Raw genomic sequence first — 15,123 nt, forward strand, 5'->3', positions numbered from 1 at the left:
TCCCAAATGCACTAAAAATGCTTAGAGAAAATGGCAAACGGCTGATATTACCTAACAAGAGAAAGAGGAAAGCGTACCCTCGGGCAGTGTTGAAAAGACCCGCAAAATATCCAACCAGAACCAGAGAGAAAAAAGCCACTCGCTCTTAAGCGAGTGGCCTTAGGGATCGCCCCGGTTTTTTTTGTTTTTATCATTCAGCATTTTCACCCCGTGCGGGATAAAAGCAGACGTCCTCAATGTTCGACATAGCTGCACGTCAATACGCGACATAGTTACGCGTCAACATTCAAGTTAACAACGCTCAAAAATACAACCAGCCAATCCGCTACAGCGCTTGATATTCGCAGGGTGTGGATGAATAACAACCATGATACGTGTCAAGCTTATGCGAGTAGCCTCAATTCAATAATTGCGGCAATCTGCAACTGACAGTAAACTGTGAGCGCAAGCGATTGGCATTGAGAAAAATATGAAAAATTTCACTGGCAACAACGAGGTAGCAACCCTCACACGTTACGCCAACGAAATCAGTGTTTTCTCAATTGTCCGTTTTTAAAAAGAAAATTGGATATTCCGGTTATTCCCGATTGTTTATTTGCCATGTGCAGCACACTGCGTCAGACAAACAGTAAATAGTACGTTGGTGGATAATCAAAATGCTCAACGCAGTACAAACAGATAATCCGCGGCAAACAGTGACGAATCACGATGTAAGTTGATTCTCAATACACAACGGAGACGTCGAGCAATTGCTGCCATTAAGCAGCGCCTTTTTCGCTTTGCAGAAAACCATGAACGCATGATGTTGGCTTCATGCATTCACTCATTGATACGAGACGGTAGAGAAAACGGATACCCGTTTCGTCGAATCCAGTACGCCGCTTTCAGTAAGCGGCGTAAACATGTCAGGCAGCCAGCATTTCTCATGCTGCCTTTGAAAATGATAAGAAGATTAACAAATGGCAACGATCAAAGACGTCGCGCGCATGGCCGGAGTTTCAACAACCACGGTTTCTCACGTGATCAACAAGACACGCTTTGTCGCAGAATCGACCACGAAAAAAGTATGGGCTGCCGTCGACGACCTTAACTATGCGCCAAGTGCCGTTGCGCGTAGCTTGAAATGCAACACGACCCGTACTATCGGCATGCTAGTGACCAAGTCTACAAACCCATTTTTTGCTGAAGTGGTACACGGTGTTGAAGAGTATTGTTACAAAGAGGGCTACACCCTGATCTTGTGCAACACCGAAGGTAACCTCGCCAAGCAACGTGATTACTTGCGCATGCTGGCAGAAAAACGCGTCGATGGTTTGTTGGTGATGTGTTCAGATCTGAACGAAGAGTTGCTGATGCTGCTCGAAAAGAAGAAAGATCTGCCAATGGTAGTTATGGACTGGGGCACACAGCACGTTAATACTGACTGCATTCAAGATAATGCGGAGCTCGGTGGCTACATCGCAACCAAACACTTCATCGACAACGGTCACACCAAGATCGGTTGCATGTCAGGCCAGCTTGATAAACTAACCTGTCAGGCGAGACTGATTGGTTTTCGTAAAGCGCTGGCAGAAGCAGGGCTAAAAGAAAACCCAAATTGGATCGTAGAAGCAGATTTTGAATGTGATTCAGCCGTTGAAGCAACTGAGAAACTGTTAGCACAAGACGAATTACCGACTGCCCTATTCTGCTTTAACGACATCATGGCATTGGCGGCAATCAGTACTTTCCGCCAAGCGGGTCTTGATGTACCCAAAGACATTTCAATCATTGGATATGACAACATCGATTTGGCGGGCTTCTTCTCTCCACCGCTAACAACCATCCACCAGCCGAAGAACCGTTTGGGTAAAACCGCGATCAAGCTGTTAATGGAACGTTTAGCGAACAAAGAGAACGAACAACAGATCTTCGAAATGCAACCAGAGCTCGTTGTTCGTCGATCTGTGAAAAATCTTAACGATTAACCACGCACAGCAACACCCTTGCAACATCAATAACCTAAAGCTCGAGATTGAATCTCGGGCTTTTTGTTTTTTGACAAGAACTCTTACTACTCCTGACTCTTTTATGCGACAGAACTCATATTTAACTTTTTGTCTAGTTTTCTGGTGCTAATCTTCCTCTCAAATGGTATTTCAGCTGTCTGTTCAAAATTGCTTCAATTACAAAGACAAGAGCATACTTTTAAAGTCATCAATAACGCTCATATTGAAGCAAGATCACATATTTACAGACTAGCAATAAGGACAAGTTCAGAGGTTTCGGTTAAGCTAAATGTTGTCAAGAAAAAGGCAAACCTCGCGAAAGCGTGGGACGCAAAGCCACCGGCCTAACATCATTAATGATGAATGGCAGCGGAGCTACCGATGACGCTAGCATTTCACTTCCGGCCAGCCCGGATCGCTGACAATTCTCTGAATTAGCTTTGCTACGTTACCCCTTGACCATTCATCCAGGAACGTATTGATTGAGAATTAGTCACATGGACAAACCTACTCTTAAAAACACACTGAAGTTCTTCGAATGTCTGGGCACGATCAAGTCTCGATCTATGTTCGGCGGTTTTGGTGTTTTCTGCGATCAAACCATGTTTGCGTTGGTGGTAAATGACCGCCTTCACCTTCGTGCAGGCCAGCAAAATGAACGTGAATTTAAACGTTTCAGCATGCAGCCGTATATTTATAAGAAACGCGGTTTCCCTGTTGTCACCAAGTACTACAGCGTACCTGATGATTGGTGGGAACAAACGGACACCATGATGGACTTTGCGAAACAAGCTCTCGCCATAGCCCGTGATGATCAGGAAGAAAAGAAAACCGCAACGCCAAACCGCATTAAAGACCTGCCTAACTTGCGACTTGCAACAGAGCGTATGTTGAAGAAGGCCGGGATAGACAGTGTGGAGCAACTTCAGCAGGAAGGTGCTGTACGCGCCTATCAAGCGCTTCAGAAGTCTCACAGCGACGCACTAAGCCTTGAATTATTGTGGGCATTGGAAGGTGCGATTGAAGGAAAGCACTGGTCAGTGATTACACCGCAACGACGTGATGAGCTGTTGAACACCTTGCAGCAATAGTTCTCTTCACGATAAAACGCGCTATACCCAAATAACCTCTCCTTGGATGATCATCGCGAGATTGCTTGGGTATACCGTTTCTTAATGCCGCTCTTCAGCCACCAGCCCCTTGCTACATTCTAGGGGTTCAAGGCGTTTACATTTCCCCATGTTTATCAGCAATGCCTGAGGTTTTTGACGCATTCTATGTGGTAAAACGTCACTATTGCACAATCTACTGCATCTGATTTGTCATTTATAGCATCATTAAAACGAAATCATCTCCTAAATCAACGCCCATATGACGGGGCTCTAATCAAGAAATCAGGTAAAAACTGACGAAAAATCGTTAATCTCTCACTTACTCTTCAAAAACCCACACTGACGCATTAATGTGACAAATGTCACATATATAATACTAAATATTGGTCTTAGATTATCATGTGGCGAAATTTTGAACTAAGCCGAAGAGACAGGCAGCAAAATGGCACCAAGATGATGCACCACACTAAACCGTTTCCCGATCAGATTGATTGCATATTTAGAGATCACTTCAGTAAATGGCCACGTCGCTTCAAGTGGACGGTCTTTTTTTGCTTTTGTTTTCCGATCTCGGTTTATTTTGCCCTCACCCAAGGCACTTTCGCACCGTCTTTTGTAACAATGATGGTCCTGTCTTTGAGCACGTTTAACACCCTCGTTGTCTTTTGGGGATTGAAGCTAAATAGCTTCGCACAGCGTTATTGGCACCGTAATTACCACATTTCCGGCGCTGTCATACTTTCATTACTTCCACTGTCGACACTTGTTTTTCAATACACCGTGTATTGCTCATAGTTGTTAGCATCAGTCATTAACGATAAATATTATGCCTCCGCATGCATTAAACCCGAACCTGTAACACGTATTTCACCTCCCACTCCCTCTTGCTCTGCATAATCAACGTATACTCTGCTCTGCATAATCAACGTATACTCTGCTCCGCATCAATCAATAAATTCAATACCTTAAAGCACTCAAGCTTTGTAGCCGGCTCACGTTCATCACGTCATGTTCGAAAAATCTGAGCATGACTGTAATTATTCGGTGTGTATTCAGGTCTTTTAGTCAGAAGCACAATCCACAAAAAATTGTAAGCATTAGGTTTCATGGTGCTATAAACCGCGCAGTCTTAGTTGCAAATCACAATTATCAATAAAAGCAATTTTAACCCTCTGGTTTCGCTTTGATTTTTGTGAAGAGTCGTGAAGCTTTTGCCATAGTTAACTGCATGACAACGTCGTCGAAAAGGAAGCAAGATGGACAAGAAAAAAATATCCATAGTCATAGTGATAGCCGCGATTTTTGTCACGTGGTTTGCCTTCGATTTAGGTGCGCTATTTACGTTAGAAAATGCAAAAACGCAGCATGAAGCCTTGCAACAGAGCATTTCTGATAATTTTGTCACCGCGAGCGTTGTATTCTTCCTGGCTTACATTGCAATGACAGCCCTTTCTCTCCCAGGCGCTGCGATTGCGACGTTACTGGGGGCAGCCCTGTTCGGATTCTGGTGGAGTTTGTTGTTGGTGTCATTTGCTAGCAGCATCGGCGCAACCATCGCGTTTTTAGTTAGCCGATTCCTACTGAAAGATTGGGTACAAGGTAAGTTTGGTAACAAGCTAGCGACGATTAACCAGGGCGTAGAAAAAGACGGCCCTTTTTATCTTGTCACGCTTCGATTGATTCCAGTTTTCCCTTTCTTCCTCATTAACTTGTTGATGGGTTTAACGCCTATCTCAACTGCAACTTTTTACATTGTCAGCCAAATCGGTATGTTGCCGGGCACCATGGTGTTCCTCAATGCCGGTACACAGCTGGCACAAATTGATTCTTTAAGCGGAATAGTGTCACCGGGTGTGTTGGTGTCTCTTGTGCTTCTAGGCGTGTTCCCCATCATTGCTAAGTTCATCATGAACGGTATCGAAAAACGCCGTGTGTATAAGAAGTGGCAAAAACCTGTCATGTTCGATCGCAACCTCATCGCAATTGGTGCGGGTGCAGGTGGCTTGGTAACGACTTACATTGGCGCAGCAGTGAAAGCGAAAGTCACCCTGATAGAGAAACACAAAATGGGTGGCGACTGTCTAAACACAGGTTGTGTCCCTTCCAAAGCACTGATCCGTGCAGGTCATTCCGTGCATGAAATCAACCGCGCCAAAGAGTTTGGTGTGACTGCGGGTGAACCCACTGTCGATTTCAAACAAGTCATGGGTCGTGTTCATCAAGTGATTGCCGACATTGAACCTCATGATTCAGTCGAGCGTTACACCAAGCTCGGCGTTGAATGTATCGAAGGCGAAGCGAAGATCCTTTCGCCTTGGGAAGTGGAAGTGAACGGTCAACGCCTGACCACCCGAAACATCGTCATTGCGACGGGCGCTCGCCCACTCGTACCTGGCATTCCAGGTCTTGCAGACGTCAGCTACCTCACTTCTGACAATGTATGGGAACTGCAAGAACTTCCTAAAAATCTGCTGGTTCTTGGCGGTGGCCCAATCGGTGCAGAGCTTGCGCAAAGCTTCTCTCGTTTAGGTTCAGATGTCACCTTGGTAGAGATGGCAGACCAACTGCTGATCCGTGAAGATGCAGATGCCGCTGAGCTCGTTGTAAAAGGCTTGAAAGAAGATGGCGTAAACATTTTGCTTGGCCACAAAGCAACACGCTTTGAGAAAGACGGCGACACGCAACGCGTTTACCTCGACAACAACGGTGAAGAAGTTGTGGTTGAGTTCGACCATGTCATGCTGGCGCTAGGCCGCGTAGCAAATACCAAAGGGTTTGGCCTTGAAGACATCGGCGTAGAGCTGACTGAGCGTGGCACAGTGAAGGTAAACGACTACCTACAAACAAATTACCCGAACATCTTTGCAGTGGGCGATGTGGCTGGCCCATTCCAATTAACACACGCTGCCGGCCACCAAGCATGGTATGCCGCTGTGAATGCCCTGTTTGGCGATTTCAAGAAGTTCAAAGCCGATTACTCTGTCATGCCTGCTGCGACGTACACGGCGCCTGAAGTGGCACGTGTCGGCATCAATGAGAAAGAAGCCATTGCCCAGGGCATCGATTACGAAGTGGTACATTACGGCATTGATGACCTAGACCGCGCGATTGCCGACGGCGAAGACCACGGTTTTATCAAAGTGATCACGCCAAAAGGCAAAGACAAAATTCTTGGCGCGACCATTGTGGGTTCACATGCTGGTGACTTGCTCGCAGAATTCACCCTCGCTATGCGTCACGGCCTTGGCTTGAACAAAATTCTTGGTACGGTTCACCCTTACCCAACAATGAGTGAAGCCACCAAATACACCGCGGGCGTTTGGAAACAAAATAACGCCCCGCAAGGTCTGTTGGTTTGGGTAGAGAAGTTCCACACATGGATGCGTAAAGAACCAAAGCGTTCATAGGTCTCCACGCTTGGGTTCTATGAACAATCTGATTCAACCGATGATTAAGGAAGATTAAACACCATGAATGTCAAATCAATCGTCACAGCCTGTGCACTGGCTTTCAGCACCGCCAGTGTTGCCGCGGACCTGTCCAACTGGGAAGAGATTGAAACAAACGCCAAAGGCCAAACCGTGTATTTCAATGCATGGGGTGGCAGCCCTGAGATCAATGCTTACTTGCGTTGGGCAGGTGACCAGCTTGATGACCGTTACGGTGTCACGCTAAAACACGTCAAAGTGTCTGACATCTCCGAGACCATCAACCGTTTGGTCGCAGAGAAAGCCGCGGGCAAACAGTCTGGCGGCAGTGTTGATATGGTTTGGATCAATGGTGAAAACTTCAAATCAATGAAATCAAACGACTTGCTGTTCGGCCCTTTTGTCGAACAGCTTCCTAACTGGGCAATCGTTGATAAAACCCTGCCCGTGACGGCCGATTTCACCGAGCCGACTGAAGGTTTAGAAGCCCCTTGGGGTGTCGGACAGTTGGTGTTTATTCATGATGAAAAAACACTGGCGAACCCGCCGAAGTCGTTCAATGAGCTACTGAGCCTCGCTAAAGCATTCCCTGGGAAAATCACGTATCCGAAACCGCCGCAGTTCCACGGCACCAGTTTCTTAAAAGCCGCGTTATTGGAATTAGCGTCGGATACAGCGCCACTTTATAAACCCGTCGATGACGCGCAATTTGACGCCATCAGCGCGCCGCTTTGGGCTTATCTCGATCAATTAAATGCGGTTGCATGGCGTGAAGGGAAACAATTCCCCGCAGCGAGCGCAGAAACGCTGCAGTTACTTGATGACGGAGAATTACTGCTTGCCATAACGTTTAACCCGAATGCTGCTGATACCGCCATTGAAAACGGCACGCTTGCTCCGTCAGCGAAAGCTTTTGCGTTTGATAAGGGCGCGCTGTCCAATATTCACTTTATGGGGATCCCTTGGAACGCCAATGCAAAAGAAGGCGCATTGGTTGCCATCAACTTCTTGTTGAGCGAAGAAGCACAAGCGCGTAAATCGAAAAGCACCGTATGGGGCGACCCTGCTGTGGTGAAACTGAACAGTGTGGGCAGCAAGCCATTGTTCAAATCTCAGCCTGAACCACACCCAAGCTGGCAAGTGGCGTTGGAAAACGCATGGCTTGAACGCTACGCGCAGCAGTGAGTAGACGCACAATGAACACTCACAAGGGGTAAGCATGTTACGTCTGCTGTATGTCATGACGCTGACAGTGTGTTGTTTACCCCTCATCCCGGGGCTTGGCGGTGTGTTGCTTTCCGCAGCCAGTTACCTCCCAGCCCTTGGATTAAACGAACCAAATTTAGATGGCTGGCACGCGATGACCTCGTGGCCAGGCAGTGGAACAGCACTTCAGCTCAGCCTCTTCACTGGCGTAACTGCCACACTTCTCGCCATATTGATGACCTTTCTGATCCTCCAGCGCTGTTGGGGCACACAAGGCTGGAATCGCATTGAAAAATGGCTCTCTCCCCTTCTTGCCATGCCACATGTCGCTTTCGCCATTGGCTTTGCCCTTACCTTTTCTCCGTCAGGTTGGTTGTTTCGGTTATTTGCCGCTCTAACAGGTGAAACAGAGCCGTATTTGTGGTCACTGGTACAAGACAGTCAAGGGTTTGGCTTGATACTCGCGTTGGCCATTAAAGAAACCCCGTTTCTGCTTCTGATGAGCCTTTCTGTGCTAAAACAGATGCAGGTTGATCGGCTACTCACGGCTTCTCGAAGCCTTGGGTATAACGCCAGCGCGTCTTGGTTAAAAGTGGTCTTTCCTCAATGGCTCACCAAAATGCGCTTCCCCATTTATGCGGTGCTGGCCTACGGCATGTCGGTGGTCGATGTCGCCATGATTCTGGGCCCTTCATCACCATCGACATTCGCTGTGTTGGTGTGGCAATGGTTTAATGACCCCGATTTGACCCAAGTGCCCCGCGCTGCAGCAGGGGCAATCGCCCTGTTTGTGGCTTGTTTTGGCGTGTTATTGCTTTATAGGCTCGCAGAATACTTTTTGGTTAAAGGCTGGCAATCATGGCAGTTTAGCGGCAGCAAAACCTATTCATTGCCCGGTAAATACCTCTTTGGCTTTGTGGCGTTGCTGCCTGTCATCATCATTCCTGTTTTGCTGGTTTGGTCGTTCGCCCTTCGTTGGCGCTTTCCTTCGCTTTGGCCAACCCGCACCACGACACGCTTTTGGGAACAAGAAGTGGGCAACTTGCTTGAGTTGGCGGCCAACAGCCTTATTCTTGGATTGGTATCCGCCAGCGTCGCCCTTGTTTTTGCCATTGGTTGTTTGGAATACCGCGACAAATACCATAAATCTGTCCCGCAATTGGTTATCGCTATTCCGATGCTGATCCCACAGCTTTCCATTTTGTTTGGTATTCAAATCGCCATTTATATGCTCCCAGGCCAATGGCATGTGCCGGCAACCATTTGGGCGCACATCCTGTTTGCCTTTCCGTATGTGTATCTCGCCCTTGATGGACCTTGGCATTCCTTCGACCAACGCCTGACACAAACAGCACGAAGCCTCGGTCACAGCGCATGGAAAGCATGGGTATCCGTAAAATTGCCGATTGTCTTACCTGCGATCTTGCTGGCTTGGGCGGTTGGGCTAAGCGTGAGCTTTGCGCAATACTTACCGACACAGCTACTCGGTGCGGGCAGAATAACCACACTCACCACGGAAGCAGTGAGTCTCGCCAGCGGACAAGACAGACGCATTAGCGCGATATACGGCCTGATACAGGCATTTTTACCTTTGGTCTTTTTCGGTATAGCCCTCGCCGCCAGCCGAATCGCAGATCCACAGCGTCGTTTAGCACGTCACGCTGACAAACAAGTGAGTTCCAATGAGCTTATCAGTACAAAACCTAACCATTAAATCACCGCAGATGACACTGCTTCATGGCATGTCATTTACGATTGAAAATGGCCATATTCTGTCAGTGATGGGGCCAAGTGGCTGTGGCAAGTCCACACTACTGAGCGCCATTGCCGGTCATCTGTCACCCGAATTCGAATGCTTGGGCGACATTCATGTAAATGGAAAAAGTATCTTAGCCTTACCTGCTGAGAAGCGTGCGGTGGGCATATTGTTTCAAGACGATTTACTCTTCCCACATTTGAATGTTTGGCAAAACCTCGCGTTTGGTTTGCCAGATACCATGACAGCTTCAGAGAAAAAATCGCGGGCACTACAAACACTGGAAGACATCGATCTCGCTGACATTGCGTACAAAGCGCCACAGCAAATTTCAGGCGGGCAACGCGCACGCGTGAGCTTAATGCGAACCCTGCTCTCACACCCTAATGTCATCTTGCTGGACGAGCCATTCAGTAAACTCGACAAACCGCTAAGAAAGGCATTCCGAGCGTTTGTTTTCCAGCAAATAAAAAACCGCAATATCGCTGCGGTGATGGTGACTCATGATGAGGATGACGTGCCGGAAGGAAGCACTTGTTTACAATGGCCATTGCCAACAGCATCCGACATTACACCTCCCGCAACCTTGATAAAGCCGGAGGAAAAACATGCTTGATCGTTATGCCATTGCGGTGATTCGCTGGCCGCTAAAACAAGCAGCAAAACTGCCAGACACCATTGGTTGTTCCGCTAACCAAGTCACGGTTGCAGGTTTCTTCATCGGCTTACTCGCCCTGCCCGCCATCGCGACCGAGCACTACGGGTTGGGCTTGTTGTTCATCGCGATTAATCGGATTTTTGATGGGCTTGATGGCGCATTGGCGCGGCGGCAAGGAATAACAGATGCAGGCGGTTTCCTCGATATCACCTTGGATTTCTTGTTCTACGCGATGATCCCTTTCGCCTTTGCATTGGCGAACCCCGACCAAAATGCCGTTGCGGCAACGTTCTTGGTATTTTCCTTCATGGGAACAGGGTCGAGCTTTTTGGCGTTTGCGGTCATGGCCAGTAAGCGCGACATCGAGAACCCTGTTTATCAGAACAAATCGTTGTACTACATCGGTGGATTAACCGAAGGCACAGAAACCATTGCGTGTTTCGTGCTGTTTTGTTTATTCCCGGGGTATTTTGCAGAAATTGCGTGGACCTTTGGGGCGCTTTGCTGGGTAACAACGTTAACGCGTGTTTGGGCGGGTTACCAAACATTGAAAGTGGATAACACCGACAAATAACCGATCAAGACACTCAGAAAAAAGCGGGATAGCAAAGTTGATACGAGGTTTGCACCCGCATATATGTTTTGATGCCCTGAGCGACAATCACTATGCCTGTTTTGCGGCCGCTTTGTTAATGGCAAATGCCAACGACTCGACATCCACTTGACCAAAGAAGCGATAGCGTCCTTCGTCAAATATCCACGCCGGGCTGCCCGGTACTTTATCCGTTTCAGCACGCTTGATGTCGCCATAAACAGTGGCCAATGCATGCCCACTTTGTAGACATTCCATCACGTCAGGCACCGCTAAATGCAGGTCAGAAAGCACATCTTTCATCACACCAAAGTGGCTAATGTCTCGGGCATCGCAAAAAAAGGCTTCACGCAGAGCGCGCTCAACATCATGCGCCTCTTTCTCCCCCGCAACATATGCAACCGCTTTAACGGCTTGGTGTGGCATCAGTGAACTGGTTGGGCGCACTTTTCGCCAAAGGTCAGGGTGAACATCCAAACCATCAAAACGTGCCATCAATCGCTCAGTGATTTCAGCGTATTTCATGTAGCCTTTGTCACCCTCTCCTAACCCGCGCATGCGCTCCGGCACGTTTCCGTATAAATCTAAACAATGGTGTTTCCATTCAACATTGTCATCGCAAAGTGGCATCACTTGGTCGTTATGTTGCTGGCCTACCCACCCCCAAAAACAAAGCAAGTCGCTATAAAAATTGATAGTTACTGTCATGTTCTATTTGTCCTTTTCATTGCGCACTTGCTTCGACGTGGTTTACCTATTCAATGGCTTTGGTTTACCCATTTTTCACTGAACTTTTCTCAATAGTTGACGGAAAATATCGTCTGACATACCGTCTTTCATCGCTTCAATTTTCTGCCACATTTCCATAAAACGCTCTGGCTTTTGGTCCCATTGCGTACGACGGGACACACGCTCTTTCATCAATCCAGTGACAGTATGAACATGACCGTTCTTGTACTCTGCATCGATGAGATACTGGGTAAGAATGTCCTGCTGCGCATGGCTTCCCCCCAGAACAGACAGGTTATAACGTTGAGGGAGTATTTTTTCTGATGCCATTGCGTACTCCTTACCTTCATACGCTGCGATGCCTGACACTAATTGCTGAGCGATCTCCGTTTCATTGGCGTACCGCAGTTTGCTCCAATCTGACAAAGAAGAATGAAGTTGTGACAGTTGAAAGGCATTACCCGATCGACTCAGTATCATCGCGGTGTGCAGTTCAGTGAAAAGATAGAGGTAATCGCCAACGGAATCTTTAACCCCTGTATAAAGGCGCTCCCATCGGTTGCCTACATCAACGCCCACGAATTCAAGCCTTTTAAGCAAAGACGCTCCGTTTTGTATGTTGAGATAAAACGATGAGGCTTCCGGGTAGATATATTCATCAAACAAAGACAACACTTTTTCAGTATGGCCTTGCTCTAAATGAAACAAACCCAAATGCCACCAAATATGACCGACGAAGGCATTATGCTTTGGCAAACGTTCATGTCTCTCTTCAATCCAGGCGATGCCTTCATCCGTTCTTGCATTCATTTCCAGCACATGTGCCATCGAGTGTACTGCCCACATATCAGATGGGTTTATTTCAACAGCGCGGCGCGCATATTTCTCGGCCAGTGAATATTCCCCGACCTCTTCGAGCGCGAAGCTGAAAGCACCAATAAAATAGCCATATCCGGGGGTGTTCTCAGTCCAATAGGGTGCTATTTTCGAGGCAGTATCGACCAAACGTTGACGCTGTCCCATCCAAAATAAGTTCCCTGTTGTCTGTCGAAATGCGAGTAAATCCAGTGGCCATTCGTTCAAAATATCAGCCCAAATCTCGACCGATTTCTTTATATCGCCTTGCACATAGGCAGCCAATGCCAATACATGCTTTCTCTCCCTCGGCGTAGAGGCAATCCTAATACTGCTATTTTCTACAAACGTGAGTGGAATATTGCTCAGTGCCTCAAAGCGCCCTTCACTGGCGATGCTGTATCCTTTTAGCACCCATGCCATCACAAAATTTGGATACGCCTCTAGCAATGCATCGACCTTTTCTAATCCGTTCGGTCGATAATCGAAATTCCACGCCATTGCTTCTTCAAATTTCGCAATACCTGCTTGATCTGTTCCGGAATAAGAAAGACCTCGACTGTCTTTGTTCATAGTTATCTCCCTATCTTTTCGTCCTCTGCTTTAGTGCTTTTTTGATGAAGACGCGTTAGCCACTGACTTAACCTTCGTCGAGCATAAACAGCCGTTAGGGCACAAACAACGCAGCATAAATTGGCGGGCTAAGAAGAAATTGTTTGTCGGTAGAAGAAATAACGAAACGGTTAGAGCGATACGCGCTCACAACCCGCACATTTGGATCGCAAAGGGTTTGAACAAAGCCCTGAACGCAAAAAGCCAGTCATAAGACTGGCTTCAAAAGGTATGTGTTCAGCAAAGTGAGAGAATGCGGGAGACTATTCTTCGCCAGATTCCGCCTGTAAGCGACGTTCTTTACGCAACCTTGCTTCTTCCATCACGGCATTGATTTCTGCCATCAAGCCATCAACATCGGCGTCTCCGCCATCATCAACAAATATGCCTGTCAGTTCCGTGTTTGGCGTCAAATCGCCCGCTTCATAAAGCGCCCACATTTCTTTGGCGTATTGCGTGCCAATCAACTCTGGCGCGTATTGGCCATAGTAATTGGTCATGTTGTTTACATCGCGCTCGAGCATCCACTTCGCGTTGTTGTTTGCAGAGGCATCAACCGCTTGTGGTAAATCGATAATCACAGGGCCAAGGTGATCCACCAGCACGTTAAATTCTGACAAATCGCCATGCACGATACCCGCACACAACATGCGCGTGACGTCTGTAATTATCTGTGCATGATCTCGCAATGCTTGTTCGTGGGACAAAGTGACATCGTTCAAACGCGGCGCAACAGAACCTTTATCATCAGTGACAAGCTCCATCAATAACACGCCGTCAAAACAACCGTAAGGCTGAGGGACGCGAACACCCGCTTCAGACAATGCGTATAGCGCATCCACTTCTGCGTTTTGCCACACTTTTTCTTGTTCGTCGCGGCCGTATTTTGAGCCTTTCGCCATCGCACGAGCGCGGCGACTGTCTTTTACTTTGCGCCCTTCGCGGTACGCCACAGCTTGTTTAAAGCTACGTTGGTCGATTTCTTTGTACACTTTCGCGCAGCATATGCGGCCGCCACTCGATACAACATATACCGATGCCTCTTTGCCGCTCATCAACTGAGAAATCACTTCATCAACCATGCCATCTTCAACCAATGGCAATAATCTCGCTGGTATCTTCATTTCACCTTCGTATGTGAATAACGCAACAATACTTTGCTACCTGCTTATTCTAGCCAATAACCGTAAAGATTCCGGCACAATAGAGCGCGAATCGACACTTGTAAAGAAACAACCGCAATTGGCCCACTTTCCCTTTCGATAAAATGCTAAAAATGGAAAAGACACGGGCTAGAATGCGCTGTAATCTCGATAGAATACGCAATTCCCTCACGAGAAGGTCACTATGCACATTCGCCTGATGACTCACGCTGATTTACAAAAAGCGGCGGCTATTCATCAAGAAGCATTCGTACGCCAGCAACGCTCTTATGAGTGGCTTGAATGTAACCTGAACGCTGCCCCGCGCTTCCTCAACTTCGTTGCTGAGTCTGACGGTGACATTCTTGGCTTCATCACTTGGACACAAAAAAGTGGCTTTCGCGCCGACGCAGTGTTGGATCTAGAATTACTGGCAGTCGCTTCACACGCGCAAGGTAAAGGCGTTGGTCGATCATTGATTGAACAGTCACTGCCTCAGGTACGCACACTGCTTGCCGAGCAAGGTTCAACCTTAAAGCACATTATGGTGAACACCCGCGCCGACAATTTTGCACAAACCCTTTATAAAAAGACACTGGGCGCAGAGGTAGAAGTCACGATCCCTGACCTCTATTCGGCAGATGAAGTGATAATGATTGCACGTTATGTCGATGGCAAAACATAAAAAAAGAAGCAAAAGCCGTAAGTCGATGTCTGGATGATGTTGCTAAAATTGCCCAAGACGCGGGTTCAGCCATTTCACACCGAAAGACGGCGACACGCTCATCAACACGGATTGACTTACATCGTCTACTACTGTGTCAATCAAATGGGGGCGATTGTCGCATCAGGGGTGACGTATATTCCGCCCGTCGTGGCACTGCTCATTGGGGCATTCTTAATTAATGAACCTATCAGCAGTGTCGACCTTGGCGCAATGGCATTCATCATGGTGGGCGTGTGGTTTGTTCAAAAAGCTCGTACTCAATCTGTCAAAGAAGCGTCATGAATTCGTCGCAATAACAGAGGTACCATAACGACAAGC

Annotated in this window: 12 protein-coding genes, 1 pseudogene and 1 riboswitch; of the genes and pseudogenes, 10 read left to right on the forward strand and 3 right to left on the reverse strand. The window is 47.6% G+C overall.

The window, feature by feature from the left end; translation table 11 throughout:
* The 8 genes and pseudogenes from BM082_RS25470 to BM082_RS21840 all read left to right on the forward strand — a co-directional run.
* A pseudogene (locus BM082_RS25470) lies at positions 1 to 149 on the forward strand (IS4 family transposase); the annotation flags it as partial.
* Between the two features lie 810 nt (positions 150 to 959).
* The gene (gene purR / locus BM082_RS21805; protein WP_017010006.1) at positions 960 to 1,967 is read left to right on the forward strand and encodes an HTH-type transcriptional repressor PurR; all 1,008 of its coding nucleotides are present in this window, start codon (positions 960 to 962) and stop codon (positions 1,965 to 1,967) included.
* 316 nt (positions 1,968 to 2,283) lie between these two features.
* Positions 2,284 to 2,371, forward strand: a riboswitch (cyclic di-GMP riboswitch).
* 114 nt (positions 2,372 to 2,485) lie between these two features.
* Positions 2,486 to 3,079 carry a TfoX/Sxy family DNA transformation protein gene (locus BM082_RS21810; RefSeq protein ID WP_017010007.1) on the forward strand — a complete coding sequence of 198 codons (594 nt, stop codon included), beginning with the start codon at positions 2,486 to 2,488 and terminating at the stop codon, positions 3,077 to 3,079.
* A gap of 1,277 nt (positions 3,080 to 4,356) precedes the next feature.
* Positions 4,357 to 6,507 (forward strand): dihydrolipoyl dehydrogenase, encoded by a 2,151-nt coding sequence (lpdA, locus tag BM082_RS21820; RefSeq protein ID WP_074928598.1) that lies wholly within the window; start codon positions 4,357 to 4,359, stop codon positions 6,505 to 6,507.
* Between the two features lie 63 nt (positions 6,508 to 6,570).
* Complete coding sequence (locus tag BM082_RS21825) at positions 6,571 to 7,713, forward strand: ABC transporter substrate-binding protein (RefSeq protein ID WP_017010009.1); 1,143 nt, start codon at positions 6,571 to 6,573, stop codon at positions 7,711 to 7,713.
* Between the two features lie 34 nt (positions 7,714 to 7,747).
* Positions 7,748 to 9,448, forward strand: a complete 1,701-nt coding sequence (locus BM082_RS21830; protein WP_017010010.1) for an ABC transporter permease — start codon at positions 7,748 to 7,750, stop codon at positions 9,446 to 9,448.
* Positions 9,417 to 10,106: an ATP-binding cassette domain-containing protein gene (locus BM082_RS21835; protein ID WP_017013772.1), complete on the forward strand. Its 690-nt coding sequence runs from the start codon at positions 9,417 to 9,419 to the stop codon at positions 10,104 to 10,106. The genes BM082_RS21830 and BM082_RS21835 overlap by 32 nt, the downstream gene beginning before the upstream one ends.
* Complete coding sequence (locus tag BM082_RS21840) at positions 10,099 to 10,722, forward strand: CDP-alcohol phosphatidyltransferase family protein (protein ID WP_017013773.1); 624 nt, start codon at positions 10,099 to 10,101, stop codon at positions 10,720 to 10,722. The genes BM082_RS21835 and BM082_RS21840 overlap by 8 nt, the downstream gene beginning before the upstream one ends.
* Before the next feature lie 90 nt (positions 10,723 to 10,812).
* Here BM082_RS21840 and BM082_RS21845 read toward each other — a convergent pair whose 3' ends face one another.
* The 3 genes from BM082_RS21845 to BM082_RS21855 all read right to left on the reverse strand — a co-directional run bounded on the left by BM082_RS21845 (position 10,813) and on the right by BM082_RS21855 (position 14,060).
* Positions 10,813 to 11,448, reverse strand: a complete 636-nt coding sequence (locus tag BM082_RS21845; RefSeq protein ID WP_017013774.1) for a DsbA family oxidoreductase — start codon at positions 11,446 to 11,448, stop codon at positions 10,813 to 10,815.
* Positions 11,449 to 11,523: 75 nt separating this feature from the next.
* Positions 11,524 to 12,897, reverse strand: coding sequence for a tetratricopeptide repeat protein (locus BM082_RS21850; protein ID WP_017013775.1), 1,374 nt, complete (start codon positions 12,895 to 12,897; stop codon positions 11,524 to 11,526).
* Positions 12,898 to 13,199: 302 nt separating this feature from the next.
* The gene (locus BM082_RS21855) at positions 13,200 to 14,060 is read right to left on the reverse strand and encodes a PA4780 family RIO1-like protein kinase (RefSeq protein WP_017010015.1); all 861 of its coding nucleotides are present in this window, start codon (positions 14,058 to 14,060) and stop codon (positions 13,200 to 13,202) included.
* Positions 14,061 to 14,298: 238 nt separating this feature from the next.
* Here BM082_RS21855 and BM082_RS21860 point away from each other — a divergent pair, with 238 nt between their 5' ends.
* On the forward strand, positions 14,299 to 14,763 hold the full coding sequence (locus BM082_RS21860) for a GNAT family N-acetyltransferase (protein ID WP_208862546.1): 465 nt from the start codon (positions 14,299 to 14,301) through the stop codon (positions 14,761 to 14,763).
* Between the two features lie 33 nt (positions 14,764 to 14,796).
* Positions 14,797 to 15,087: a DMT family transporter gene (locus BM082_RS25375; protein ID WP_229491680.1), complete on the forward strand. Its 291-nt coding sequence runs from the start codon at positions 14,797 to 14,799 to the stop codon at positions 15,085 to 15,087.
* Positions 15,088 to 15,123: the final 36 nt, after the last annotated feature.

The organism is Enterovibrio norvegicus DSM 15893 (assembly GCF_900115495.1).
In the GTDB taxonomy this organism is placed as follows: domain Bacteria; phylum Pseudomonadota; class Gammaproteobacteria; order Enterobacterales; family Vibrionaceae; genus Enterovibrio; species Enterovibrio norvegicus.

What these genes read in the sequence shown, in the direction of transcription:
- purR (WP_017010006.1), top strand. Translation starts at nt 960, where the DNA reads ATGGCAACGATCAAAGACGTCGCGCGCATGGCCGGAGTTTCAACAACC.
- BM082_RS21810 (WP_017010007.1), top strand. Translation starts at nt 2,486, where the DNA reads ATGGACAAACCTACTCTTAAAAACACACTGAAGTTCTTCGAATGTCTG.
- lpdA (WP_074928598.1), top strand. Translation starts at nt 4,357, where the DNA reads ATGGACAAGAAAAAAATATCCATAGTCATAGTGATAGCCGCGATTTTT.
- BM082_RS21825 (WP_017010009.1), top strand. Translation starts at nt 6,571, where the DNA reads ATGAATGTCAAATCAATCGTCACAGCCTGTGCACTGGCTTTCAGCACC.
- BM082_RS21830 (WP_017010010.1), top strand. Translation starts at nt 7,748, where the DNA reads ATGTTACGTCTGCTGTATGTCATGACGCTGACAGTGTGTTGTTTACCC.
- BM082_RS21835 (WP_017013772.1), top strand. Translation starts at nt 9,417, where the DNA reads ATGAGCTTATCAGTACAAAACCTAACCATTAAATCACCGCAGATGACA.
- BM082_RS21840 (WP_017013773.1), top strand. Translation starts at nt 10,099, where the DNA reads ATGCTTGATCGTTATGCCATTGCGGTGATTCGCTGGCCGCTAAAACAA.
- BM082_RS21845 (WP_017013774.1), bottom strand. Translation starts at nt 11,448, where the DNA reads ATGACAGTAACTATCAATTTTTATAGCGACTTGCTTTGTTTTTGGGGG.
- BM082_RS21850 (WP_017013775.1), bottom strand. Translation starts at nt 12,897, where the DNA reads ATGAACAAAGACAGTCGAGGTCTTTCTTATTCCGGAACAGATCAAGCA.
- BM082_RS21855 (WP_017010015.1), bottom strand. Translation starts at nt 14,060, where the DNA reads ATGAAGATACCAGCGAGATTATTGCCATTGGTTGAAGATGGCATGGTT.
- BM082_RS21860 (WP_208862546.1), top strand. Translation starts at nt 14,299, where the DNA reads ATGACTCACGCTGATTTACAAAAAGCGGCGGCTATTCATCAAGAAGCA.
- BM082_RS25375 (WP_229491680.1), top strand. Translation starts at nt 14,797, where the DNA reads ATGATGTTGCTAAAATTGCCCAAGACGCGGGTTCAGCCATTTCACACC.